Origin of the sequence: Burkholderia sp. Ac-20379 (genome assembly GCF_017104645.1) — a bacterium.
Lineage (GTDB): Bacteria > Pseudomonadota > Gammaproteobacteria > Burkholderiales > Burkholderiaceae > Burkholderia.
The window spans coordinates 45,187-70,748 of record NZ_JAAGPF010000003.1; the positions used below are offsets into that span (position 1 = coordinate 45,187).

Consider the following 25,562-nt stretch of genomic DNA (forward strand, 5'->3'; position numbering starts at 1 on the left):
CCCGCGGAGCCTCCGTACAATCCGCCGGGAGCTTGCCGCAGCCGGTCGAATCGCGTCGTCTGCACGCAGCGCAATCCTCACACTCAGGACTCAGGAGACGAGCATGTCCGCCGTACCCAATGAAGTGATGAAGTATGTTGCCGCCGAGCACGACGAAGACGCTCAGGAAACCGTCGAATGGCTCGAAGCGCTGGACGGCGTGATTTCGTCCGTCGGTCCTGGCCGCGCGCACTACCTCATCGAGAAGCAGATCGAATTCGCCCGCATGAACGGCGAACATCTGCCGTTCTCCGCGAACACCCCGTACATCAACACGATCCCCGTCGGCCAGCAGGCCAAGAACCCGGGCGACCAGGATCTCGAGCACCGCATCCGTTCGTACACGCGCTGGAACGCGCTGGCGATGGTGCTGCGCGCCGGCAAGGACACCAACGTGGGCGGCCACATCGCCTCGTTCGCCTCGGCCGCGACGTTGTATGACGTCGGCTACAACCACTTCTGGCATGCCCCGTCGGCCGAACACGGCGGCGATCTGATCTTCGTGCAGGGCCACTCGTCGCCGGGCGTCTACTCGCGCGCGTTCCTGCTCGGCCGTCTGTCGGAAGATCAACTCGACAACTTCCGTCAGGAAGTGGGCGGCAACGGCATCTCGTCGTACCCGCACCCGTGGCTGATGCCCGATTTCTGGCAGTTCCCGACCGTCTCGATGGGCCTCGGCCCGATCATGGCGATCTATCAGGCACGCTTCATGAAGTACATGGAAGCGCGCGGCATCGCCAAGACGCAGGGCCGCAAGGTCTGGGCGTTCCTCGGCGACGGCGAGACCGACGAGCCGGAATCGCTCGGCGCGATCGGCATGGCCAGCCGCGAACGCCTCGACAACCTGGTGTTCGTGATCAACTGCAACCTGCAGCGTCTGGACGGCCCGGTGCGCGGCAACGGCAAGATCATCCAGGAACTGGAATCGGAATTCCGCGGCGCCGGCTGGAACGTCATCAAGATCATCTGGGGCAGCCGCTGGGATTCGCTGCTGGCCCGCGACAAGACGGGCGCGCTGATGCGCCGCATGATGGACGTGGTCGACGGCGAGTACCAAACGTACAAGTCGGAATCGGGCGCGTATGTCCGCGAGCACTTCTTCAACACGCCGGAACTGAAGGCGCTGGTCGCCGACTGGTCCGACGACGACATCTGGAACCTGAACCGCGGCGGTCACGATCCGCACAAGATCTACGCGGCGTTCCACGAGGCCAGCAACTCGAAGGGCCAGCCGACGGTCATCCTGGCGAAGACCATCAAGGGCTACGGGATGGGCGAGGCCGGTCAGGCCATGAACATCACGCACCAGCAGAAGAAGCTGCCGGTGGAGCAACTGAAGCGCTTCCGCGACCAGTTCCGCCTGCCGATCGCCGACGACGTGATCGGCGACGTGCCTTACCTGAAGTTCGAGGAAGGCTCGAAGGAACTCGAATACATGCGCCAGCACCGCCAGGCGCTCGGCGGCTACCTGCCGCAGCGCCGCCAGAAGGCGGAATCGCTGCCGGTGCCGGTGCTCGACGCGTTCGAACCGCTGCTCAAGGGCACGGGCGAAGGCCGCGAGATCTCCACGACGATGGCGTTCGTGCGGATCCTGAACATCCTGCTGAAGGACAAGGCGCTGGGCAAGCGCGTGGTGCCGATCGTCCCGGACGAATCGCGCACGTTCGGCATGGAAGGCCTGTTCCGCCAGATCGGCATCTGGAATCAGCAAGGCCAGAAGTACGTGCCGGAAGATTCCGATCAGCTGATGTTCTACAAGGAATCGGAAACCGGCCAGATCCTGCAGGAAGGCATCAACGAAGCAGGCGGCATGTGCGACTGGATCGCGGCGGCAACGTCGTACTCCACGCACAACGAGATCATGGTGCCGTTCTACATCTTCTATTCGATGTTCGGCTTCCAGCGGATCGGCGACCTGGCCTGGGCGGCGGGCGACATGCGTTCGCGCGGCTTCCTGCTGGGCGGCACCGCCGGCCGCACGACGCTGAACGGCGAAGGCCTGCAGCACGAAGACGGTCACTCGCTGCTGTGGGCGGCTTCGGTGCCGAACTGCGTCAGCTATGACCCGACGTTCGGCTACGAGCTGGCCGTGATCATCCAGAACGGTCTGCAACGCATGGTCGCGGATCAGGAAGACGTGTACTACTACATCACGGTGATGAACGAGAACTACGAGCACCCGGCGATTCCGCAGGGCGAGCACGTGGCTGCCGACATCATCAAGGGCATGTACGCGTTCAAGAAGGCCGACGCCGACGCGAAGGCGCCGCGCGTGCAACTGCTCGGCGCGGGCACGATCTTCAACGAGGTGATCGCCGCCGCCGAACTGCTCAAGAACGACTGGGGCGTCGCCGCCGACCTCTGGAGCGTGCCGAGCTTCACCGAACTGGCCCGCGAAGGTCACGAAGTCGAGCGCTGGAACCTGCTGAACCCGACCGAAGAGCGTCGCCAGTCGCATGTCCAGAAGCTGCTGAAGGACACGCAAGGCCCGGTCATCGCCTCGACCGACTACGTGCGCGCACTGGTCGACCAGATCCGCGGCCAGATCGACCGCCGCTTCGTCGTGCTCGGCACCGACGGCTACGGCCGCTCGGACACGCGCAAGGCGCTGCGCCACTTCTTCGAGGTGGACCGCTACTGGACGACCGTCGCCGCGCTGAACGCGCTGGCCGACGAAGGCACGATCGACCGCAAGGTCGTGGCCGAGGCGATCAAGAAGTACGACCTCGATCCGTCGAAGCCCAATCCGATGACGGTTTAACGCAAACGTGCCATGTCATGTCGCGCTCGCCGGTGACGGCGCGCGCGACCCAGGAGACACATACAGATGAGTCAAGCGATCGAAGTCAAGGTGCCGGATATCGGCGATTTCAACGAAATTCCGGTTATCGAAGTGCTCGTCAAGGTTGGCGACAAGGTCGAGAAGGAGCAATCGCTCGTCACGCTCGAGTCGGACAAGGCGACGATGGACGTGCCCAGCTCGGAAGCGGGCACGGTCAAGGAAGTGAAGGTCAAGGTTGGCGACAACGTGTCGGAAGGCACGCTGATCGTGATCCTCGAGGGCGATGCGGGCGAAGCGAAGGCCGAGGCGCCCAAGCAGGAAGCTGCGCCGGCCGAGGCGCCGAAGCAGGAAGCCGCGGCACCGAAGGAAGCCGCGCCGGCAGCCGGCGGCGGCACGATCGACGTGAAGGTGCCGGATATCGGCGACTTCAAGGGCATTCCGGTCATCGAGATCGGCGTGAAGGTCGGCGACAAGGTCGAGAAGGAGCAATCGCTCGTCACGCTCGAATCGGACAAGGCCACGATGGACGTGCCGAGCCCGGCCGCCGGCGTCGTCAAGGAAATCAAGGTCAAGCTCGGTGACAACGTGTCGGAAGGCACGCTGATCGTCGTGCTCGAAGGCGGCGAAGGCGCAGCACCGGCGGCTGCCGCACCGAAGGCCGAGGCGCCGAAGGCGGAAGCGCCGAAGGCCGCACCGGCACAAGCCGAATCGAAGCCGGCCGCAGCGCAGGCCTCCGCGCCGGCGCCGGCCGTCGCTTCGAGCGGCAAGGCCAGCCATGCTTCGCCGTCGGTGCGCAAGTTCGCGCGCGAACTCGGCGTGGACGTCGGCAGCGTGGGCGGCACCGGTCCGAAGGGCCGTATCACGAAGGAAGACATCACCGCGTTCGTGAAGGGCGTGATGACCGGCCAGCGCGCACCGGCGGCGGCCGCTGCGGCGCCGGCGGGCGGCGGCGAGCTGAACCTGCTGCCGTGGCCGAAGATCGACTTCACGAAGTTCGGTCCGGTCGAGGCGCAGCCGCTGTCGCGCATCAAGAAGATCTCGGGCGCGAACCTGCACCGCAACTGGGTCATGATCCCGCACGTCACGAACAACGACGAAGCGGACATCACCGATCTGGAAGCGCTGCGCGTGCAGTTGAACAAGGAAAACGAAAAGTCCGGCGTGAAGTTCACGATGCTGGCGTTCGTGATCAAGGCCGTGGTCGCGGCGCTGAAGAAGTTCCCGAACTTCAACGCGAGCCTCGACGGCGACAACCTGATCCTGAAGCAGTACTACCACATCGGTTTCGCGGCCGACACGCCGAACGGCCTGGTCGTGCCGGTGATTCGCGACGCGGACAAGAAGGGCCTCGCCGACATCGCCAAGGAAATGGCCGATCTGTCGAAGGCGGCCCGCGACGGCAAGCTGAAGCCGGACCAGATGCAAGGCGGTTGCTTCTCGATCTCGTCGCTGGGCGGCATCGGCGGCACGCACTTCACGCCGATCGTGAACGCGCCGGAAGTCGCCATCCTCGGCCTGTCGCGCGGTGCGATGAAGCCGGTGTGGGACGGCAAGCAGTTCGTGCCGCGTCTGACGCTGCCGATGTCGCTGTCCTACGATCACCGCGTGATCGACGGCGCGGCGGCGGCACGTTTCAACGCATACCTCGCGACGATCCTCGGCGATTTCCGCCGCGTGATTCTCTGATCCCCGACGGCATCCGTCTGCCTGCCGTGCGGTGCGCTTTCGAAGCGCCGCGCGGCCGGCGCGGTGCCTCGTGCGGTCGGCGGTAGCCCATATATTCAGGGGACAGTTCATGAGTCTCATCGAAGTGAAAGTGCCGGACATCGGCGACTTCAAGGAAATTCCCGTCATCGAAGTGCTGGTGAAGGCGGGCGACACGGTCGAGAAGGAGCAATCGCTCGTCACGCTCGAATCGGACAAGGCCACGATGGACGTGCCGAGCTCGGAAGCCGGCGTCGTCAAGGAAGTGAAGGTCAAGGTGGGCGACAACGTGTCGGAAGGCACGCTGATCGTGGTGCTCGAAGGCGCCGCGGCCGCAGCCGCGCCGGCCAAGGCCGCCGAAGCCCCGGCGCAGAAGCCGGCCGACAAGCCGGCCGAGAAGGCCGCCCCGGCGGCAGCGCCGCAGGCGGGCAGCTACTCGGGCAGCGCCGACATCGAATGCGACATGCTCGTGCTCGGCGCCGGCCCCGGCGGCTATTCGGCCGCGTTCCGCGCGGCCGACCTCGGCATGAAGACGGTGATCGTCGAGCGCTATTCGACGCTTGGCGGCGTGTGCCTGAACGTCGGTTGTATCCCGTCGAAGGCGCTGCTGCACACGGCGCTGGTGGTCGAGGAAGCGGCGGCGCTGGCCGATCACGGCATCGCGTTCGGCAAGCCCGAAGTCAACCTCGACAAGCTGCGCGACTTCAAGTCGGGCGTGGTCGGCAAGCTGACCGGCGGCCTGGCCGGCATGGCCAAGGCCCGCAAGGTCGAGGTCGTGACGGGCCTCGGCACGTTCGTCGATCCGTATCACATGGAAGTGCAGGGCGAGAACGGCAAGAAGGTCGTCAAGTTCAAGCAGGCGATCATCGCGGCCGGTTCGCAGCCGGTGAAGCTGCCGTTCATGCCGGAAGATCCGCGCGTGGTCGATTCGACCGGCGCGCTCGAACTGCGCCAGTTGCCCAAGCGCATGCTCGTGATCGGCGGCGGCATCATCGGCCTCGAAATGGCCACCGTCTACTCGACGCTCGGCGCCGAGATCGACGTGGTCGAGATGATGGACGGCCTGATGATGGGCGCGGACCGCGATCTCGTGAAGGTCTGGGAGAAGTACAACGCCAAGCGTTTCGGCAACGTCATGCTGAAGACGAAGACGGTGGGCGCCGAAGCGAAGGAAGACGGCATCTACGTCAAGTTCGAAGGCGAGAAGGCGCCGGCCGAAGCGCAGCGCTACGACCTGGTGCTGGTTGCCGTGGGCCGCAGCCCGAACGGCAAGAAGATCGGCGCCGACAAGGCGGGCGTGACGGTGACGGATCGCGGCTTCATCGAAGTCGACAAGCAACTGCGCACCAACGTGCCGCACATCTTCGCGATCGGCGACATCGTCGGTCAGCCGATGCTGGCGCACAAGGCCGTGCATGAAGGCCACGTGGCAGCCGAAGCGGCGCATGGCGAGAAGGCGTACTTCGACGCGCTGCAGATTCCGTCGGTGGCCTACACCGATCCGGAAGTGGCCTGGGCCGGCAAGACGGAAGAGCAGTGCAAGGCCGAAGGCATCAAGTTCGGCAAGGCTGTGTTCCCGTGGGCCGCATCGGGCCGCGCGATCGCCAACGGCCGCGACGAGGGCTTCACGAAGCTGCTGTTCGACGAGGAAACGCATCGCGTGATCGGCGGCGGTATCGTCGGCCTGAACGCGGGCGACCTGATCAGCGAAGTCTGCCTCGCGGTGGAGATGGGCGCGGACGCCGAGGACATCGGCAAGACGATCCATCCGCACCCGACGCTGGGCGAATCGGTCGGGATGGCCGCCGAGCTGTATGAAGGCGTGTGTACCGATCTGCCGCCGGTGCGCAAGAAGAAGTAAGCGCTGCGTGGCGCGCCTCGGCCTTCGGGCCGGGCGCGTCGCGGGCAACACGGCCCCGTTCCGGTTCGTCCGGGCGGGGCCGTTTTCTTCGAGGCCGACGGGAACAGGGAAGGGCAGGCCCTGGAGACAGGCGAAAAAAAACCGCGCGATTGCGCGGTTTTTTCTTGGCGGCCCGGTGTTCGGGGCCGCAGGCGGTATGCCCTTTGAACGCTTAGGCCTTGGCGACCGGTGCGCGGCGTGCGGCGGCGGCCGTAGCGGCCTTCGTGGCGACGGCGGCAGCGGCGTTGAAGTTCGATTCGGCGATTTCGACGGCTTGCTTCGTGGCCTTGTGCACCGTTTCGTACGACGTGTTGACGGCGTTGATTGCCGACTTCAGCGCGGCGACAGCCGTTTCCGAACCGGCCGGGGCGTTCTTCGCGACGTTGTCGACGAGTGCCTGAACCTTGCGGTTGTGATCTTCGTACTGCGCTTCAGCAACCTTCGCGAACTCGGCTTGGGCCGACGTGGCGATGTCGTACAGGTGACGGCCGTAGGCCAGGGCCTTCTCGGCGGCCGGCTGAGCCAGGCTGGCTTGCAGTGCGACCAGCTCCTGCGCGTCCTTGACCGACAGCGCGCGCTGCACGTTTTCCTGGCTTTCCGCGAGCGTCGACTTCACGACTTGCACGTTCAATTCGATCAGCTTTTCGACGCTTTCGAAGGCTTTCGTCGTCAGGCCGAACAGGCTTTCGAGGTTGGCTTTCTGGGCGGCGGCGATTTGTTCCGGGGTCAGCACGGACATGTCAGGCTCCTGATTGACGATCGCGGCTAGGTAGCGATCGCGTGAGTGAATGGCTCAACTTAGAAGGCACGAACGGTATGCGATGTCTGGCGCAATGCGTTGGTGCATCGCAACAACGGTTCCCATTTTAGGGCGTTCAGATCGCTTGTCAAGTGCTATTTGTGCGCTGCACAAATTTGTAATTCTTACGGAAAAACAAAGGCTTGGATCGTTTCATATGGAATCGGTTTCGGTGCATGCACTGTCACACGGCGAACACGTTTCAGGTGTGCATACGCACCATTCACGGTCGGCCGGCCGGATCGCGTGGCGCGGCGGGTTGCGGGTTTACCTGTTTTCCGATCAGGTAAACCGAAACGGCAGATGGAACGTTTGCTATGCATCCCGGTCGAAAAACGCCGTTCGCGCATGTGGTGCAGGCTTCCGTTTTGTCAGGCAGGCCGACGTGCGCCGAGCGGTTCGTTCTCGTTCGTGCTACAAGTTCTTTTTGTTTTCCGCTGCAATTCGTTGCCGCGGCGCCGTTATACCGGTTATCCGGCCGGCGTCCGGTTGCAAGCAGGTGTCGCCATTAGGTTTTATAAATGGAAACGGGAGGGCGATTGTCTCAAGGCAATCGACTCTTACAATCCGGTTTAACGAAAACCGGTAAGTGCCTAAAATTGCTTATTTTTTCTGGTTTTACTACACTTGCGGAAACCTCCCGCCGCTCTGCACAGACCCCAATGAAAGTCTCACTGTTTTCGCCGCTGAAGATGATGCACGGCGCGGCCCTCGGCACCGCGGTGTCCGTGGCTGTGTCGATGCTCGTCGCCTCGGCCGCCGTCGCGCCTGTCGATGCGCTGGCCGCGACCGCCAAAACCCATAAATCCTCGAAAGCCGCCGCCAAGCCTGTCGCCGCCGCGAAGGGCAAGAAGCGCACCGTCGCCGCCGAGAAGAAAGCCGCGCGCGTCGCCGCTGCCGAGCCGCACAAGGGCCGCAAGCGCGTGACGCTGGCCGCCGTGCCGGGCCGCCATCATGGCGCCGTGCGCCGCGTGGCGTTCGAGCCGCGCCAATCGCAGGCGTTCGGCCTGCACGAGGCGCCCGATGCGCTCGCGCTGCGCTCGAGCGTGGCCTACGTCGTCGATCAGGGCACCTCGGAGCCGCTGTTCGACAAGAATTCGCACTCGGTGGTGCCGATCGCCTCGATCTCGAAGCTCATGACCGCCATGGTCGTGCTCGATTCGAAGGCGCCGCTCGCCGAGCAGATCGAAGTCACGGACGAAGACCGCGACTACGAGAAGGGTACGGGTTCGCGACTGTCCGTGGGGTCGGTTCTGTCGCGCGAGGACATGCTGCACATCGCACTGATGGCGTCGGAAAATCGCGCAGCGGCGGCGCTGTCGCGCTACTACCCGGGCGGCCGTCCGGCATTCATCGCGGCGATGAATGCCAAGGCGAAGTCGCTTGGCATGACCGATACGCATTTCGAGAACTCGACGGGTCTGACGGTTCTGAATGTGTCGAGCGCCCGCGACCTCGTGAAGATGATCGACGCGGCGTACCAATATCCGCTGATCCGCCGTTTCTCGACCGATCGCACCTACACGGTGTTCACCGGCAAGCGTTCGCTGGTCTACAACAGCACGAACGCGCTGGTGCGCAATCCATCGTGGGATATCGGCGTGCAGAAGACGGGCTTCATCAACGAAGCCGGCGAATGCCTCGTGATGCAGACGACCGTGCACGGCCGTCCGATCGTGATGGTGCTGCTCGATTCGTTCGGCAAGTACTCGCGTACGGCCGATGCGGTGCGCGTGCGCAACTGGCTCGACGCCGGCGGCGGCGAGCGCCTGACGGCGGCCAACACGGCAGCCGGCGGCACCTGATCGCCGGTTCGCTGTGCGCCATGAAAAAAGCCCCGCTGTCGCGGGGCTTTTTGTTTGGGGCGCCCGGCTCGCAGGGCCGAGCCCGGAATCGCGCGCCGATGTCAGACCGACTTCGCGAACGCGAGGTTTTCCGGTTCCTTCGGCGGCCGGTAGCCGAGCGCTTCGGAAATCGTCAGCGCGGTATGGCTGATCTGGCCGAGCCAGGCATCCTGCAGGCGGTCGGCCGGCGCGGACAGCGACAAGCCGGCCACCAGCTTGCCCGAATCGTCGTAGATGCCGGCGGCGATGCAGCGCACGCCGAGCTCCAGTTCCTCGTTGTCGCGCGCGCACGCCTGCTGGCGCACGATCGACAGCTCGCGTTCGAGCTTGCCCAGATCGGTGATGCTGTTCTGCGTATGGCCGGACAGGCCGGTGCGCGTGGCGTAGGCGCGCACGCGCGTGGTTTCGTCGGCGGCCAGGAACAGCTTGCCGACCGAGGTCAGATGCAGCGGCGCACGGCCGCCGATCGCGCGCACCACCTGCATGCCCGAGCGCTCGGAGTAGGCGCGCTCGATATAGACGATCTCGTCGCCCTGACGCACCGACAGGTTGACGGTCTGCCCGGTCGTGCGATGCAGTTCGCGCATCGGCGTCAACGCCGCGTCGCGTACCGACAGGCGGGCCTTCACGAGATTGCCGAGTTCGAGCAGGCGCATGCCGAGCCGATAGGTGCCCGGGTCGGAGCGGTCGACGAGGCGACAGGTCACCATGTCGTTGAGGATGCGGTGCGCCGTGGACGGGTGCAGTTCCGTGCGCTGGGCAAGCTCCTTCAGGCTGACGGGATCGCTGTGGTCGGCGAGGGCGTCGAGCAGCCGCATCATGCGTTCGATCACCTGGATCGACGTCTTCGGGTCCGGAGTCGGAGTGCTCATCGTGAAAAATCAGTTGACCTGTCAAGCGGTGAGGAGCCGATTGTATCTCGTATGGTGAAAAAAGCGAACGCCGTTCGAGGAGAGGCTCGCAACGGTGCGCAGGCCGTGTTTTCACCGATTCGGGGCGGCCGGCGTTGGTCCGTCGCGCCGAACCACGGATAATGAGCGACGTTTTCTCGAAGGAGCCGCCATGCGAGTCGGATTGTTCGTTACCTGTCTCATCGACCTGATGCGGCCCGAAATCGGGTTTTCCGCGTTGAAGCTGATCCGCGACGCCGGGTTCGAGGTGGACGTGCCGCCCGCGCAAACCTGCTGCGGCCAGCCCGCCTACAACTCGGGCGATCGCGCCCTCGCGCGCGACCTGGCGGAAAAGACGCTGCGCGAATTCGAATCGTTCGATTACGTGGTGGTGCCGTCCGGCTCGTGCGGCGGCATGATCCGCACGCATTATGGCGACCTGTTCCGCGACGATCCCGACCTGATGACGCGTTATGGCCGGCTGCGCGAGCGCACCTACGAGCTGACCGATTTCCTGCTGAACGTGGCCAAGGTGACGCTGCCGCCCGGCGAATTCGTGGGCCCCGTCACCTATCACGACGCCTGCTCGGGCCTGCGCGAGCTCGGCGTCAAGGCGCAGCCGCGCGCGCTGCTCGCGCAACGCGGCGTGGACGTGGTCGAGATGAAGGATTGCGAGCACTGCTGCGGCTTCGGCGGCACGTTTGCCGTCAAGTACGGCGACATTTCCACCGCGATCGTCGACGAAAAGTGCGCGAACGTGCAGGCCAGCGGCGCGCGCACCGTCGTGCTCGGCGATCTCGGCTGCATCCTCAATATCGAAGGGCGGCTGCGCCGCACCGGCGATCGCGACACGCGCGTGCTGCACGTCGCGCAGGTGCTCGCCGGCGATCTGTAAGCGCCGTTTTTTCCCGTTCTCCTGCCGCCAGCCGAATCAGCCAGCCATGCAAGTTCAATCGATGCAGTTCAAGGCGCGCGCGGGCCAGAAGCTCGCCGATCAGCGCCTCCAGCAGAACCTCAAGAAGCTGTCGACCAAGTTCGTGTCGGCGCGCGCCGAAGCGATCGGGCAGATCGACTTCGTGGCCACGCGCGCCGCGCTGAAGGCGCGCCGCAACCGTGCGCTCGAGCATCTCGACGTCTGGCTCGACGCGTTCGAGCGCGAGGCCACGCGGCGCGGCACCACGGTGCTGTTCGCCGAATCGATGGCCGACGCGGCGAAGCTGGTGGCCGACATCGCGAAGCGCCACGACGTGAAGAAGGTCATCAAGACCAAGTCGATGGTGTCCGAGGAGATGCGCATCAACGCGGTGCTGGCCGAGATGGGCGTGCAGTCGGTCGAGACGGATCTGGGCGAGTACATCCTGCAGATCAACGACAACGAGGCGCCGAGCCACATCATCGCGCCGGTGGTGCACAAGGATCGCGACGAGATCGCCGACCTGTTCGCGCGCGTCCACGACCGGCCGCGCCTGACCGACATCCCGGCCATGACGCGCGAAGCGCGCGACGTGCTGCGTCCGCATTTCCTCGGCGCGGACATGGGGCTGACGGGCGGCAATTTCGTGGTGGCCGAAACCGGCTCGGTGGCGCTCGTCACGAACGAGGGCAACGAGGGCATGTGCACCGTCATGCCGCGCGTGCACGTGGCCGTGACCGGCATCGAGAAGGTATTGCCGACACTGGAGGATCTCGCCACGGCGATGCGCCTGCTGCCGCGCTCGGCCACGGGGCAGAAGACCTCGAACTATTTCTCGCTGCTGACCGGCCCGCGCGGCCCGCAGGACGAGGACGGCCCCGAGCACAACTATGTGGTGCTGGTCGACGGCGGGCGCACCGGGCTGCTCGGCGGCGAGTTCCAGGAGATGCTGCGCTGCATTCGTTGCGGCGCGTGCATGAACCATTGCCCCGTTTATCAGAAGGTTGGCGGCCACGCCTATGGCTGGGTCTATCCGGGGCCGATGGGGTCGGTGCTGACGCCGAGCTACGTCGGGCTCGATCGCGCGCCCGACCTGCCGCAGGCGGCCACGCTGTGCGGCGAATGCGACAGCGTCTGCCCGGTCGGCATTCCGCTGTCGGGCCTGCTGCGCACACTGCGCGAGAAGCAGGTGGAGCGGGGCATGCGGCCGTGGCGCGAGCGCGCGGCGCTGGCCGTGTGGGGCTTCGCGGTGCGCCGGCCGCGGTTGTACGGCCTCGCGACCAAGCTCGCCGTGCGGATCCTCGAACGTGTGGGCGGCGACAAGGCCTCGGGCCGCGGCATCGCGAAGCTGCCGTTCGCCGCCGGCTGGACCGACACGCGCGATCTGCCGACGCCCACCGGCCGCACGTTCCGAGAACTGTACGCGGCGTCGAAGACGCATATCGGCTGATCCGGCGCAGGTCGGTAGCACGCGGCGGGCATCGTGCATAGCGAGCGACTGTTCGCCGCGCGACAACACTGCGTTCGCTATTTGATGATTTATCTCAATAGATGCGATCTATAGAATAGCCTCTGTCAATGTCGAGCACTGGATTCGACAGGCTTGAACCGGAGGTCGCATCATGAGAAAGACAATATCGATCTACTGGCCGCTCGCGATCATCGTCCCGCTTGCCGCCATCGCGTATCTGCACGCGTCGAACGCCGCGCGCCCCAGCGAACCGCAACCGATCGCGCAAGTGTCGGCCGAACTGGCCCGCACGGTGTCGTTCGGGCTGGTCGGCGATTCGGCCGACGCCGCGTCGGGCGCGCCGATGGCGACGGTGAAGTCGCTCTAAGCCATGTCGAGCCGGCCTGCCACGGGAATCGAAGCGCGCCTGTATAATCGCGCGCTTCCTCTTTCCGCGGCTGTTTGCCGCGATCCGGCCGCACGATGAAACCCGCGTCGATCTGCTTCGTCTGCCTTGGCAACATCTGCCGTTCTCCGACCGCGGAGGGCGTGATGCGCCAGCAGGTCGGCGCGGCGGGCCTCGATCACGCGATCGAGATCGATTCGGCCGGCACCGGCGACTGGCATGTCGGCGAAGCGCCCGATGCGCGGGCGCGCCAGGCGGCCGAGCGGCGCGGTTACGACCTGTCGGCGCTGCGTGCGCGGCAGGTGGCCACGGCCGATTTCGCGCGGTTCGATCTGCTGCTCGCGATGGACGAGGCCAATCTGGCCGAATTGCAGCGTCGCAGCCCGGCCGAGCACCGGCACAAGATCCGCTTGCTGATGGAATTCGCCGGCGACGCCGCCGAGCGCGAAGTGGCCGACCCTTATTTTGGCGGCGCAGCGGGGTTCGAGCGTGTGCTCGATCAGTGCGAACGCGCCTGCGCCGGCTTGCTCGCCGATCTGCGCGGCCGCACGAACGGCTGACCCGGCGATCGCCATGGGTCTGAAGCGGTTGCTGAATCCCCTTTCCCGGGCAGGGATACTTGACTAAAAGCGTCAGATATTTATACTTGACCAAAATCGTCAAGCTTGCTGTCCCCTACGACTATGAGACTCACTACGAAAGGCCGTTTCGCCGTCACGGCGATGATCGACTTGGCACTGCGTCAGGAGCAGGGGCCGGTGACGCTTGCAGGCATCAGCCAGCGCCAACGGATCTCGCTCTCGTACCTGGAGCAGTTGTTCGGCAAGCTGCGCCGCCACGAGATCGTCGAATCGGTCCGCGGGCCGGGCGGCGGCTACAATCTCGCGCGCCGCACGGCCGATGTCACGGTGGCCGACATCATCATTGCGGTCGACGAGCCGCTCGACGCGACGCAATGCGGCGGCAAGGGCACGTGCGAAGGCACCAAGCAGCCCGACGGCCATTGCATGACGCACGAGCTGTGGTCGACGCTCAACCAGAAAATGGTCGAATACCTCGATTCGGTGTCGCTGCAGGATCTCGTCGATCAGCAGCGCGCTCGCGAGGGGGCGCCCGCCGTGCTGCGCGATCGCCGCGCGCCGGAACCGGCTGCCCCCGTCGAGACCGTGCGTGCGATGCCGCTCGGTCCGAACTCGGTGTTCAACATCGCGAGTTCCTGACGCACGCACGCCGCGGCGCCAGATCCAGCATTTAAAAAGAATGTCCCTGCATTGAACGAATACCCGGAGCGACAGATGAACAACGATACTCCTCACCTGCCCATCTACATGGACTACAGCGCGACGACCCCGGTCGATCCGCGCGTGGTCGACAAGATGGTGCCGTATCTGCGCGAGCAGTTCGGTAACCCCGCATCGCGCAGCCATGCCTACGGTTGGGATGCGGAGCGCGCAGTCGAAGAAGCGCGCGAGCAGGTGGCGGCGCTGGTCAACGCGGATCCGCGCGAAATCATCTGGACGTCGGGCGCGACCGAGTCGGACAACCTGGCGATCAAGGGTGCGGCGCACTTCTACCAGGGCAAGGGCAAGCACATCATCACGGTGAAGACCGAGCACAAGGCCGTGCTCGACACCTGCCGCGAACTCGAGCGCGAAGGCTTCGACGTCACGTACCTCGACGTCAAGGACGACGGCCTGATCGATCTGGACGCGTTCAAGGCCGCGCTGCGCGCCGACACGATCCTGGTGTCGGTCATGCACGTGAACAACGAAATCGGCGTGGTGCAGGACATCGCGACGATCGGCGAGATCTGCCGCGAAAAGGGCATCGTGTTCCACGTCGACGCAGCGCAGTCGACGGGCAAGGTCGCGATCGATCTGGCCACGCTGAAGGTCGACCTGATGTCGTTCTCGGCGCACAAGACCTACGGCCCGAAGGGCATCGGCGCGCTGTATGTGCGCCGCAAGCCGCGCGTGCGCATCGAAGCGCAGATGCACGGCGGCGGTCACGAGCGCGGCATGCGTTCGGGCACGCTGGCGACGCACCAGATCGTCGGCATGGGCGAGGCGTTCCGCATCGCGCGCGAGGAAATGGCGGTCGAGAACGAGCGCGTGCGCGCGCTGCGCGACAAGCTGCTGCGCGGCCTGTCGCAGATCGAGGAAACCTACGTGAACGGCGACATGGAGCAGCGTGTCCCGCACAACCTGAACATCAGCTTCAACTTCGTCGAAGGCGAATCGCTGATCATGGCGATCAAGGACGTGGCCGTGTCGTCGGGCTCGGCCTGCACGTCGGCCTCGCTGGAGCCGTCCTACGTGCTGCGCGCGCTGGGCCGCAACGACGAGCTGGCGCACAGCTCGATCCGCTTCACGGTCGGCCGTTTCACGACCGAGCAGGACGTCGATTACGTGATCAACCTGCTGCAGGGCAAGATCGCCAAGCTGCGCGATCTGTCGCCGCTCTGGGAAATGCACAAGGACGGCGTCGATCTGTCGACGATCGAGTGGGCCGCACACTGAACGAAGGTCGCGCGGCCGGTGCCGCGCACACGCAACGTATCAAGGAGTCGAATCATGTCTTACAGCACCAAGGTTCTGGATCACTACGAAAACCCGCGTAACGTCGGTTCGTTCGCGAAGGACGACGATGCGGTCGGCACCGGCATGGTCGGCGCGCCGGCTTGCGGCGACGTGATGAAGCTGCAGATTCGCGTCGGCGCCGATGGCCTGATCGAAGACGCGAAGTTCAAGACGTACGGCTGCGGCTCGGCCATCGCCTCGAGCTCGCTCGTGACCGAATGGGTCAAGGGCAAGACGCTCGACCAGGCGCTGGCCATCAAGAACACGCAGATCGCCGAGGAACTGGCGCTGCCGCCGGTGAAGATCCACTGCTCGATCCTCGCCGAAGATGCGATCAAGGCGGCCGTGGCCGACTATCGCAAGCGTCACGACGCCACGGCCGAAGACGGCCAGGCTGCCTGAGCGCGCTGACGCTTCGGGCATACGGCACGCGGTACGCCGCCGGCGCCTTGGGCGCGGCGGCGGGGTTCATCGAGGAAGACGCCTGCGCGCGGCGCGGGCGACCAGGAACATCATGGCAATCACACTGACCGAAAAAGCAGCGCAACACGTTCAGAAGTACCTGACGCGACGCGGCAAGGGGCTGGGCCTGCGGCTCGGCGTGCGCACGACCGGCTGCTCGGGCCTCGCGTACAAGCTCGAATACGTCGACGACGTGGCAGGCGAAGATCAAGTGTTCGAGAGCCATGGCGTGAAGGTCGTGGTCGATCCGAAGAGCCTCGCCTACATCGACGGCACCGAGCTCGACTTCGCGCGCGAGGGCTTGAACGAAGGCTTCAAGTTCAACAACCCGAACGTCAAGGACGAGTGCGGCTGCGGCGAGTCGTTCCGCATCTGACGAAGCGCCGCGCGATGCGGGCGACAGGCGGCACAGGCCGCCTTTTTCTTGTGCGGCTCGCGCCGCGCTCACGATCAGGTTGGAACGCAACGCGATGATTTCGCTGAAAGACAGCTTCTTCGAACTCTTTCATCTGCCGACGCAGTTCGCGCTCGACGCCGACGCGCTCGACACCGCGTATCGCACCGTGCAATCGCAGGTGCATCCGGACCGCTTCGCGGCGGCCGGCGACGCGCAAAAGCGCGTCGCGATGCAATGGGCCACGCGCGCGAACGAGGCGTATCAGACGCTGCGCGACCCGTTGACGCGGGCCATCTACCTGCTGTCGCTGCGCGACGTCGATGTCGGCGCGGAGAACAACACGGCGATGGAGCCGGCCTTCCTGATGCAGCAGATGGAATGGCGCGAGGCGATCGAGGATGCCGCCGGAGCGAAGAACGTCGATGCGCTCGACGCGCTGCTCGGCGAGCTGCGCGGCGAAAAGCGCGTGCGGCTCGACAAGCTCGCGGCGCTGCTCGACAGCGGATCGAACCAGGGCGCGGCCGAGGCCGTGCGGCAGTTGATGTTCATCGAGCGTGTCGCCGCCGAAGTGGCCACGCAGATCGAGCGTCTCGAAGACTAACCGCGCACGCGCCGCGTTCGTTGCGGCGTGCGTTGCAAGCGGGGCGATGCGCCCCTCACCGATAAAACCGATGGCTTTACTGCAAATCTCCGAACCCGGCATGGCGCCCGCGCCGCATCAGCGGCGCCTCGCAGTCGGCATCGATCTCGGCACGACCAATTCGCTGGTGGCTTCGGTGCGCAACAGCGTGCCCGAAGTGCTGCCCGACGACGAAGGCCGCATGCTGCTGCCGTCCGTGGTGCGCTATCTCGAGAAGGGCGGCCGTCAATTCGGCTACGCGGCCAAGGACGCGGCGGCCAGCGATCCGCGCAACACGATCGTGTCGGTCAAGCGCTTCATGGGCCGCGGCAAGGCCGAGGTCGAACATGCGGCCAACGCGCCGTACGATTTCGTCGATGCGCCGGGCATGGTGCAGATCCGCACGATCGACGGCGTCAAGAGCCCGGTCGAGGTGTCGGCCGAGATTCTCGCGACGCTGCGTCAGCGCGCCGAAGATACGCTCGGCGACGAGCTGGTCGGCGCGGTCATCACGGTGCCGGCCTATTTCGACGATGCGCAGCGCCAGGCGACCAAGGACGCCGCGCGTCTGGCCGGCCTGAACGTGCTGCGCCTGCTCAACGAACCGACCGCCGCCGCGATCGCCTACGGGCTCGACAATGGCGCGGAAGGCCTCTATGCCGTCTACGATCTCGGCGGCGGCACGTTCGACCTGTCGATCCTCAAGCTGACCAAGGGCGTGTTCGAAGTGCTGGCGGCCGGCGGCGATTCGGCGCTCGGCGGCGACGATTTCGATCACGCGCTGTTCGCGCACGTGCTGGCCGAAGCCGGCATCGACCGCGCGGCGCTGTCGGCCGAAGACGTGCGCGCGTTGCTCGACCGCTCGCGTGCCGTCAAGGAAGCGCTGTCGGACGCGCCGCAGGCTGCGTTCGAGCTGACGCTCTCCACCGGCGTCGCGATCGCGCAAACCATCGCGGCCGATACCTTCGCCGCGCTGGTCGAGCCACTCGTCGCGCGTACGCTGTCGCCCACGCGCAAGGCGCTGCGCGACGCGCAGGTCACGCCGGCCGACATCAAGGGCGTCGTGCTGGTGGGCGGCGCGACGCGCATGCCGGTGATCCGCGCGGCCGTCGAACGCTTCTTCGGCCAGCCGCCGCTCGTCAATCTCGATCCCGATCAGGTGGTCGCGCTCGGCGCGGCCGTGCAGGCCGATCTGCTGGCCGGCAACCGCGCGAACGGCGACGATTGGCTGCTGCTCGACGTGATTCCGCTGTCGCTCGGCGTCGAAACCATGGGCGGCCTGGTCGAGAAGATCATTCCGCGCAACTCGACGATCCCCGTCGCGCGTGCGCAGGAATTTACCACCTTCAAAGATGGCCAGACGGCGATGGCGATCCACGTCGTGCAGGGCGAACGCGAACTGGTGGCCGATTGCCGCTCGCTCGCGCGTTTCGAGCTGCGCGGCATTCCGCCGATGACGGCCGGCGCGGCGCGGATTCGCGTGACCTATCAGGTCGACGCGGACGGGCTGCTGTCGGTGTTCGCACGCGAGCAGCATTCGGGCGTGGAAGCCTCGGTGGTGGTCAAGCCGTCGTACGGCCTGGCCGACGACGACATCGCCAAGATGCTCGAGGACAGCTTCAAGACGGCCGACATCGACATGCGCGCCCGCGCGCTGCGCGAAGCGCAGGTGGAAGCGCAGCGCGTGATCGAGGCGACCGAGGCGGCGCTGGCGGTCGATCCCGACCTGCTCGACGCCGACGAGCGCGCCGCGATCGATGCGCTGATCGCCGCACTGCGTTCGCTTGCGGGCGGCGACGACACCGACGCGATCGATGCGGCAACCAAGGCGCTGGCCGAGGGCACCGACGAATTCGCGGCGCGTCGCATGGACAAGAACATCCGCCGCGCGCTCAAGGGCCGCAAGCTCGACGAGATCTGAGAATGAACAACGGCATCGTGCCCGCTTGGGCGCGATGCGGGACGGCGCGCCCGGCGCGCCATTGACGAATCACGGAACCGACATGCCCCAACTCGTAGTTTTGCCCCACGTCGAACTGTGCCCGGATGGCGCGGTGATCGATGCGACGCCCGGCAAGAGCATCTGCGACAACCTGCTCGAGAACGGTATCGAGATCGAGCACGCCTGCGAGAAGTCGTGCGCCTGCACGACCTGCCACGTGATCGTGCGCGAAGGCTTCAACGATCTGACACCGTCCGAAGAGGACGAGGACGACCTGCTCGACCGCGCCTGGGGCCTGGAGCCGCAGTCGCGCCTGTCGTGCCAGGCGATCGTCGAGGAAAATTCGGATCTCGTCGTCGAGATCCCGAAGTACACGATCAATCACGCCAAAGAGAATCACTGACCCGTTCCGGAATCAGGAGGTGCGACGATGAAATGGACCGATTCGCGCGCGATCGCCATCGCGCTGGCCGACAAGTTTCCCGACGTGGATCCGAAGACGATCCGCTTCACCGATCTGCACCAGTGGGTGCTCGGTCTCGACGGGTTCGACGATGCGCCCGACCGCTCGGGCGAGAAAATCCTCGAGGCGATCCAGTTGCTGTGGATCGACGAATCGGATTTCGACGACGCGTGAGCGCGGGCCGTGCCAACAGCGCGGCGCAGCACGAAAAAACGGCCGGTTGACATGACGTCAACCGGCCGTTTTTGCATTCGGACGCTGCGGAACGGCAGCGTCGACGTGTGCGGGCAGGCGATCAGCCGGCCGCCAGCGTGCCGCGTTCGATGTGCACGCGCTCGCCCTGACCGAACGGCGGCGGGTTGCGATACGTGAAGCTGCGTTCCGCGCCGCTCTGCATGCGCACCCGCACGTGATACGTGGTTTCGCTGCGGATGTGCTTCTCGACCGAATTACCGGCCAGGCCGCCGCCGAGCGCGCCGACGATGGTCATCGCGGTGCGGCCGCCGCCGCTGCCGAACTGGTTGCCGATCAGGCCGCCGGCGGCAGCGCCGCCGATCGCGCCGATCCCGGTGCCGTGGCCTTCGGTGCGCGTTTCGGTGATCGCGACCACGGTGCCGCACGTATGGCAGACGGCGGCCTGCGGTTGGGCCGGTTGTTGCGCATATTGCGGCGGCTGCGGCGCGGCGGCCGGTTCGGGTTGCGCCGGCGCGCGCGTTGCGGCCGATTGCATGGCTTGTGCAGGCGGCGCGGCTTGCTGCGCCTGTAGCGCGGTCTGGGCATTGGCGGCGCCGCTGGCCGGCGCGGCCGTGTCGATTGCGGCCGGCGGCGTGGACGCCGACGGCGAACCGCCGGCCTTCGGCAGCACGCCGGTGATGGCGGCGGTGGCGGCCAGGCTGGCGACGATCACCGCGCCTGCAGCGGTGGCGACGAGCGGATGAAGGCGTTTGCGCGGCGATTCGGTAGCGGTGGCGTTGTTTGCGTGGTTCGGGTTGTCCATATCGACTCTCCAGCGCACTTCGTGTGCGTTATTTTCTGTCGACGAGTGTCGATCATTCCGACCGGTGCCGGCGTATCAAGATGTAACGATTACCGCTGGCAGGTTCGACCAGGCGCGGCGGCGAGGCCGGTCGGCCATTGATCCGCGTCAATGCATGCGTGCCGTCGCGGGGCAATGTTACGCACCGTTACAAAGCTGTCGGTCGTAAGGAAGGCGGGGGGAAGGGCCGCGGCGAACGCGCGGCCCGAGGCAAGGCATTGCACCGGCCGCGGGCGTCACCCGCCGGCCAGTGCGATCAGGCGGCTCAGTCTTCGCGGCGCAGGTGCGGGAACAGCAGCACGTCGCGGATCGTCGGGCTGTCGGTGAGCAGCATCACGAGGCGGTCGATGCCGATGCCGCAGCCGCCCGTCGGGGGCATGCCGTATTCGAGCGCGCGGATGTAGTCGGCGTCGAAGTACATCGCTTCCTCGTCGCCCGCATCCTTCTGGTCGACCTGCTTCTTGAAGCGCGCGGCCTGATCTTCCGGATCGTTCAGCTCCGAGAAGCCGTTGGCGATTTCGCGGCCCGTCATGAACAGCTCGAAGCGCTCGGTGATGCCCGGCACCGTGTCCGACTCGCGCGCGAGCGGCGAGACTTCGACGGGGTAGTCGATGATGTAGGTCGGTTCCCACAGCTGCGATTCGGCGGTTTCCTCGAACAGCGCCAGTTGCAGCGAGCCGATGCCGGCGTTCAGGAACGCCGGCTGGCCGACGTCCACGCCGAAGCGCTTCAGTTCCGTGCGCAGGAAGGCCACGTCGGCCAGTTGCGCATCGGTGTAGTCGGGCGCGTACTTCTGGATCGCCTGCGTGATCGTCAAGCGATGGAACGGCTTGGCCAGATCGAGCTCGCGGCCCTGATACTGGATCGTCGCGGTGCCGAGCGCGTCGATCGCGGCCTGGCGGATCACCTGCTCGGTGAAGTCCATCAACCAGCGATAGTCGGTGTACGCCGCGTAGAACTCCATCATCGTGAATTCCGGGTTGTGGCGCGGCGACACGCCCTCGTTACGGAAATTCCGGTTGATTTCGAACACGCGTTCGAAGCCGCCCACGACCAGCCGCTTCAGGTAGAGCTCCGGCGCGATCCGCAGGAACATTTCCATGTCGAGCGCGTTGTGGTGCGTGACGAACGGCTTGGCCGTGGCGCCGCCCGGGATCGGGTGCAGCATCGGCGTTTCGACTTCCATGAAATCGGCGTCGGCCATGAACTTGCGGATCGAGGCGATCGCCTTGGTGCGCGCGCGGAACGTGTTGCGCGTTTCGGGCGAGACGATCAGGTCGACATAGCGCTGGCGGTAGCGCGTTTCCTGGTCGGCCAGGCCGTGGAACTTGTCCGGCAGCGGGCGCAGCGCCTTCGACAGCAGGCGCAGTTCCACGCACTTGACCGACAGCTCGCCCTTGTTGGTGCGGAACAGCTGGCCGCGCGCGGCGACGATATCGCCGAGGTCCCACTTCTTGAACGCGTCGTAGGTTTCGGCGCCGACGTCGGCCGGCGTGATGAAGAACTGGATCTGGCCCGAGCCGTCCTGCACGGTGGCGAACGCGGCCTTGCCCATCACGCGCTTGAGCATCATCCGGCCGGCCAGCTTGACTTCGAGCGCCTTGGCTTCGAGCGCGTCCTTGTCGTCGTCCGCGTGGCCCGATTGCAGGTCGGCGGCGTGGTGCGTCGGCTGGAAATCGTTCGGATAGGCGACGCCCTGCTCGCGCAGCGCGCGCAGCTTCTCGCGGCGCTCGGCCATGATCTGGTTTTCGTCGGTCGCGGGCGCGGCCTGCTGCGGTTGGGTCGGTTCGGTCATGATGGTCGGAATTCGGTGGGTGACACGGATGCGGCGCGTGACAGATGCGGCGAGTGCGGCAAATGCGACAGCTCGGTCGGGCCGGTGCTGCGGGTGCGTCCGGCGGGCCGGGCGCGGGGGCCGCGGCGATCGCGCGAAGCGCGCGGTATCGCCGCGTGGGGCGGGCGGCGCGAGGCCGCCCTGACGATCAGACACCCTGTTTCAGGCTGGCGCCGATGAAATCGTCGAGATCGCCGTCGAGCACGGCGCGGGTGTTGCTCATTTCGACGTTGGTGCGCAGATCCTTCACGCGGCTCTGGTCGAGCACGTAGGAGCGGATCTGGTGGCCCCAGCCCACGTCCGTCTTGCTCGATTCGAGCTTGTCCTGCTCGGCCTGGCGCTTGCGCATTTCGGCTTCGTACAGGCGCGACTTCAGCATCGCCATGGCTTCGGCGCGGTTGCGGTGCTGCGAACGGTCGTTCTGGCACTGCACCACGATGCCGGTGGGCATGTGCGTGATCCGCACGGCGGAGTCGGTCTTGTTGATGTGCTGACCGCCCGCGCCCGACGCACGATAGGTATCGATGCGCAGGTCGGCCGGGTTCACCTCGATCTCGACCGAATCGTCGATTTCCGGATAGACGAACACCGACGAGAACGACGTGTGACGGCCGCCCGACGAATCGAACGGCGACTTGCGCACGAGGCGGTGAATGCCCGTTTCGGTGCGCAGGAAGCCGTAGGCGTAATCGCCCGTGACCTTGATCGTGGCGTTCTTGATGCCGGCCACGTCGCCGTCGGATTCTTCGAGCACTTCGGTCTTGAAGCCCTTGCGCTCGCAGTAGCGCAGGTACTGGCGCAGCAGCATCGACGCCCAGTCGCAAGCCTCGGTGCCGCCGGCGCCGGCCTGGATGTCGATGAAGCAGTTGTTCGGATCGGCCGGGTTCGAGAACATCCGGCGGAATTCGATTTCCGCGACGCGCTTCTCGAGTTCGGCGGCATCGGCCTCGCTGGCGACGAGGGTATCTTCGTCGGCTTCGTCGCGGGCGAGATCGAACAGATCGCTGGCGTCGCCGAGATCGTTATCGAGCGCGGTCAGCGTCATCACGACGCCTTCCAGCGATTTCTTCTCGCGACCGAGGGCCTGGGCGTTCTTCGAATCGTTCCAGACGTTCGGATCTTCGAGTTCCTTGTTGACTTCGGCTAGACGCGCGGATTTGACGTCGTAGTCAAAGATACCCCCGTAGCTCGCCTGCGCGCCGGCGCAGGTCCGCGAGAAGGCTTTCGATCGCGTTGAGGCGTTCGGCTTCCATGTGTTGATCGCTTTTTCGGCTTCGTGAAAAGGCGAAATTATAGCCGATCGGACGGCCCCTCCGGTATGCCCGGCGGGGCTGCCGCGCGGCGGCGGCGCGATGGCCCGGCCGCGGATGGCCTGGGAATGGGGGGAGGATCGAAGCCCGGCCGGCGGGGAAGCGGCTGCCGGCGAGCGCGGCGGCAGGCCGGGCGGCCCGCCGCGCCGCCTCAGGCGGCGTGCTCGACGATCAGCTGCACGCGCGTGACGCCGTTCCAGGTGTCGCTCGCGAGCCGGTAGGCGACGGTCGCGCGCGCCGGCAGCGGCTCGGTGTGGTTGAACCAGATCGCGCCGAAGCGCTGGCGGCCGCGCAGCAGTTGCAGCTTCAGGTGCTTGTCCTTGACGAGCGCCTGCGAGGCCACCTCGAATTCGCCCGAGAACAGCGGCGCCGGGAAGCCCTGGCCCCAGACGGCTGCGTCGATCAGCTCGACGAACTGCGGCGTGAAATACGCATCCTCGAGGTCGCCGTCGGTTTCGACTACGCGCGCGAGCGCCTCGGCCGACAGCCATTCGCGCGCCACCGCCTCGAACGCGGCGGCGAAACGCTCGACGTTGGCGGTCTCGATCGTGACGCCGGCCGCCATCGCGTGGCCGCCGAACGTGACGAGCAGGTCCGGTTCGCGCTTCGACACCAGATCGAGCGCGTCGCGCAGGTGGAAGCCCGGGATCGAACGGCCGGAGCCCTTGACGCGCGCGCCGCTCTCGTCGGCGTGCGCGAACGTGAACGACGGGCGGTGGAACTTCTCCTTGAGCCGGCCCGCGACGATGCCGATCACGCCCTGATGCCACTCGGGATTGAACAGCACGATGGTGGCCGCCTCGGCCGGATCGACATCGGCCAGATCGGCCAGCGCCTGCTGCTGCATGCCGGCTTCGATCTCGCGGCGCTCGCGGTTCATGGTGTCGAGCTGCTGCGCCAGCTCCCAGGCGCGGCCCACGTCGTCGGTGGTCAGGCATTCGATGCCGAGCGACATGTCCGAGAGCCGGCCGGCCGCGTTCAGGCGCGGCCCGAGGCCGAAGCCCAGATCGAAGCCCGAGGCGGTGCGCGCCTCGCGCGCGGCGGCGCGGAACAGCGCGGCGACGCCGGGCTGCATGCGGCCGTTGCGGATTCGTTGCAGGCCCTGCGCCACCAGCACGCGGTTGTTGCCGTCGAGGCGCACCACGTCGGCCACGGTGCCGAGCGCGACCAGATCGAGCAGGCCGTCGAGACGCGGCTCCGGGCGGGCGTCGCCGAACGCGCCGCGGCGGCGCAGTTCGGCGCGCAGCGCGAGCAGCACGTAGAACATCACGCCCACGCCGGCGATGTGCTTGCTCGGGAACTCGCAGCCCGGCTGGTTCGGATTGACGATCGCGCGCGCGTCCGGCAGCGTCGCGCCGGGCAGGTGGTGATCGGTCACCAGCACGTCGATGCCGAGCGCGTTGGCGGCGGCCACGCCGTCGACGCTGGCGATGCCGTTGTCCACCGTGATCAGCAGATCCGGCTTGCGCGCGGCGGCGAGCTTGACGATTTCGGGCGTCAGGCCGTAACCGTATTCGAAGCGGTTCGGCACGAGGTAATCGATGTTCGCGCCGAGCATGCGCAGGCCGCGCACGGCCACGGCGCAGGCGGTGGCGCCGTCGCAGTCGTAGTCGGCCACCACCAGCATCCGCTTGCGCGCGTCGAGCGCATCGGCCAGCAGCACGGCGGCGTCCTCGCAGCCCTTCAGGCTGGCGGGCGGCACGAGGCGGGCCAGCGCCGTTTCGATGTCTTCGGGGCAGGTGACGCCGCGCGCCGCGTACAGGCGCGCGAGAACGGGATGCAGGCCGTGACGGGCGAGGGCTTCGGTGTCGGCGGGCGAGGCCGCGCGGGTGACGAGTCGGGTCATGCGCTTGCGTTATTCGAACAGGGAGGCGAGCGCGCGGCGCCGCCAGAATTTGCGGAGATCGCCGCGTGTGGCGGCGAGCGTCGTGGCGCTGGTGTCGCCGCACAGCGTGAACGTCAGTTCGCGCACCCGGCCCGCACGCAGCGCGTCGAGCGCCGGGGCGAACCAGTCGCGCTCCAGCGCGTCGAGCGTGTCGCGCCAGCGGTACCAGTCCTGCTGGATGAACGGAACGGTCAGCGCGTCCAGTTCGATCAGCGTGGCGCGCGCGTCGTCTTGATCGGCGTTGCTGCCGGCGAGCGCGTCGAACGCGGCCGGCGGCGCGTCGGCGGGCACCTGCGCGGCGAGCGCCA

The 25,562-nt window shown here is 66.3% G+C and carries 22 protein-coding genes and 1 pseudogene; 16 read left to right on the forward strand and 7 right to left on the reverse strand.

The genetic code is table 11. From position 1 onward, the window contains the following. Positions 1-103: 103 nt before the first annotated feature. The 3 genes from aceE (at position 104) to lpdA (ending at position 6,386) form a co-directional block, all read left to right on the forward strand. Positions 104-2,800 carry a pyruvate dehydrogenase (acetyl-transferring), homodimeric type gene (aceE, locus tag G3N92_RS00785; protein WP_206125535.1) on the forward strand — a complete coding sequence of 899 codons (2,697 nt, stop codon included), beginning with the start codon at positions 104-106 and terminating at the stop codon, positions 2,798-2,800. 66 nt (positions 2,801-2,866) lie between these two features. Next, on the forward strand, positions 2,867-4,507 hold the full coding sequence (gene aceF, locus G3N92_RS00790; protein ID WP_206125536.1) for a dihydrolipoyllysine-residue acetyltransferase: 1,641 nt from the start codon (positions 2,867-2,869) through the stop codon (positions 4,505-4,507). Between the two features lie 109 nt (positions 4,508-4,616). Then, complete coding sequence (gene lpdA / locus G3N92_RS00795; RefSeq protein WP_206125537.1) at positions 4,617-6,386, forward strand: dihydrolipoyl dehydrogenase; 1,770 nt, start codon at positions 4,617-4,619, stop codon at positions 6,384-6,386. A 211-nt stretch (positions 6,387-6,597) separates the two neighbouring features. Here lpdA and G3N92_RS00800 read toward each other — a convergent pair whose 3' ends face one another. Next, on the reverse strand, positions 6,598-7,164 hold the full coding sequence (locus G3N92_RS00800) for a phasin family protein (protein ID WP_206125538.1): 567 nt from the start codon (positions 7,162-7,164) through the stop codon (positions 6,598-6,600). 722 nt (positions 7,165-7,886) lie between these two features. Between G3N92_RS00800 and pbpG the strand changes: the two genes are divergently transcribed. Continuing rightward, positions 7,887-9,029, forward strand: a complete 1,143-nt coding sequence (gene pbpG / locus G3N92_RS00805; RefSeq protein ID WP_206125558.1) for a D-alanyl-D-alanine endopeptidase — start codon at positions 7,887-7,889, stop codon at positions 9,027-9,029. A gap of 101 nt (positions 9,030-9,130) precedes the next feature. Here pbpG and G3N92_RS00810 read toward each other — a convergent pair whose 3' ends face one another. After that, a complete protein-coding gene (locus G3N92_RS00810) occupies positions 9,131-9,940 on the reverse strand; it encodes an IclR family transcriptional regulator (protein WP_206125539.1) in 810 nt (269 codons plus the stop codon). 190 nt (positions 9,941-10,130) lie between these two features. On the opposite strand from G3N92_RS00810, the gene G3N92_RS00815 reads away from it, so the two are divergent. From G3N92_RS00815 to iscX, 12 genes are all read left to right on the forward strand, one after another. Beyond that, the gene (locus G3N92_RS00815; RefSeq protein ID WP_206125540.1) at positions 10,131-10,853 is read left to right on the forward strand and encodes a (Fe-S)-binding protein; all 723 of its coding nucleotides are present in this window, start codon (positions 10,131-10,133) and stop codon (positions 10,851-10,853) included. A gap of 46 nt (positions 10,854-10,899) precedes the next feature. Then, a complete protein-coding gene (locus G3N92_RS00820; RefSeq protein WP_206125541.1) occupies positions 10,900-12,321 on the forward strand; it encodes a lactate utilization protein B in 1,422 nt (473 codons plus the stop codon). 172 nt (positions 12,322-12,493) lie between these two features. After that, the gene (locus G3N92_RS00825) at positions 12,494-12,709 is read left to right on the forward strand and encodes a hypothetical protein (protein ID WP_206125542.1); all 216 of its coding nucleotides are present in this window, start codon (positions 12,494-12,496) and stop codon (positions 12,707-12,709) included. A gap of 95 nt (positions 12,710-12,804) precedes the next feature. Next, on the forward strand, positions 12,805-13,287 hold the full coding sequence (locus G3N92_RS00830) for a low molecular weight protein-tyrosine-phosphatase (RefSeq protein WP_206125543.1): 483 nt from the start codon (positions 12,805-12,807) through the stop codon (positions 13,285-13,287). A gap of 123 nt (positions 13,288-13,410) precedes the next feature. Then, the gene (gene iscR / locus G3N92_RS00835) at positions 13,411-13,947 is read left to right on the forward strand and encodes a Fe-S cluster assembly transcriptional regulator IscR (RefSeq protein ID WP_206125544.1); all 537 of its coding nucleotides are present in this window, start codon (positions 13,411-13,413) and stop codon (positions 13,945-13,947) included. A gap of 75 nt (positions 13,948-14,022) precedes the next feature. Further along, positions 14,023-15,246 (forward strand): IscS subfamily cysteine desulfurase, encoded by a 1,224-nt coding sequence (locus G3N92_RS00840; RefSeq protein ID WP_206125545.1) that lies wholly within the window; start codon positions 14,023-14,025, stop codon positions 15,244-15,246. 54 nt (positions 15,247-15,300) lie between these two features. Next, complete coding sequence (iscU, locus tag G3N92_RS00845) at positions 15,301-15,708, forward strand: Fe-S cluster assembly scaffold IscU (protein WP_206125546.1); 408 nt, start codon at positions 15,301-15,303, stop codon at positions 15,706-15,708. A gap of 112 nt (positions 15,709-15,820) precedes the next feature. Then, positions 15,821-16,144 (forward strand): iron-sulfur cluster assembly protein IscA, encoded by a 324-nt coding sequence (gene iscA / locus G3N92_RS00850; protein WP_206125547.1) that lies wholly within the window; start codon positions 15,821-15,823, stop codon positions 16,142-16,144. A gap of 94 nt (positions 16,145-16,238) precedes the next feature. Next, complete coding sequence (gene hscB / locus G3N92_RS00855) at positions 16,239-16,766, forward strand: Fe-S protein assembly co-chaperone HscB (RefSeq protein ID WP_206125548.1); 528 nt, start codon at positions 16,239-16,241, stop codon at positions 16,764-16,766. Between the two features lie 70 nt (positions 16,767-16,836). Beyond that, positions 16,837-18,705, forward strand: a complete 1,869-nt coding sequence (gene hscA / locus G3N92_RS00860; protein WP_206125549.1) for a Fe-S protein assembly chaperone HscA — start codon at positions 16,837-16,839, stop codon at positions 18,703-18,705. A gap of 82 nt (positions 18,706-18,787) precedes the next feature. After that, positions 18,788-19,129 (forward strand): ISC system 2Fe-2S type ferredoxin, encoded by a 342-nt coding sequence (fdx, locus tag G3N92_RS00865; protein WP_206125550.1) that lies wholly within the window; start codon positions 18,788-18,790, stop codon positions 19,127-19,129. Positions 19,130-19,156: 27 nt separating this feature from the next. Continuing rightward, the gene (gene iscX / locus G3N92_RS00870; RefSeq protein WP_206125551.1) at positions 19,157-19,363 is read left to right on the forward strand and encodes a Fe-S cluster assembly protein IscX; all 207 of its coding nucleotides are present in this window, start codon (positions 19,157-19,159) and stop codon (positions 19,361-19,363) included. Between the two features lie 121 nt (positions 19,364-19,484). Here iscX and G3N92_RS00875 read toward each other — a convergent pair whose 3' ends face one another. The 5 genes and pseudogenes from G3N92_RS00875 to G3N92_RS00895 form a co-directional block, all read right to left on the reverse strand. Further along, positions 19,485-20,186, reverse strand: coding sequence for a glycine zipper 2TM domain-containing protein (locus G3N92_RS00875; RefSeq protein ID WP_206125552.1), 702 nt, complete (start codon positions 20,184-20,186; stop codon positions 19,485-19,487). A 304-nt stretch (positions 20,187-20,490) separates the two neighbouring features. Beyond that, positions 20,491-22,020: a lysine--tRNA ligase gene (gene lysS, locus G3N92_RS00880; protein ID WP_206125553.1), complete on the reverse strand. Its 1,530-nt coding sequence runs from the start codon at positions 22,018-22,020 to the stop codon at positions 20,491-20,493. A gap of 187 nt (positions 22,021-22,207) precedes the next feature. Continuing rightward, positions 22,208-23,312, reverse strand: a protein-coding gene (gene prfB / locus G3N92_RS00885; RefSeq protein WP_206125554.1) for a peptide chain release factor 2 whose coding sequence is annotated in 2 segments (ribosomal slippage) — positions 22,208-23,230 and positions 23,232-23,312 — 1,104 coding nt in all. Because the reading frame shifts where the segments join, the coding sequence is not laid out codon by codon here. Between the two features lie 208 nt (positions 23,313-23,520). Continuing rightward, a complete protein-coding gene (recJ, locus tag G3N92_RS00890; RefSeq protein WP_206125555.1) occupies positions 23,521-25,215 on the reverse strand; it encodes a single-stranded-DNA-specific exonuclease RecJ in 1,695 nt (564 codons plus the stop codon). A gap of 9 nt (positions 25,216-25,224) precedes the next feature. Continuing rightward, positions 25,225-25,562 (reverse strand): annotated as a pseudogene (locus G3N92_RS00895) (regulator); the annotation flags it as partial.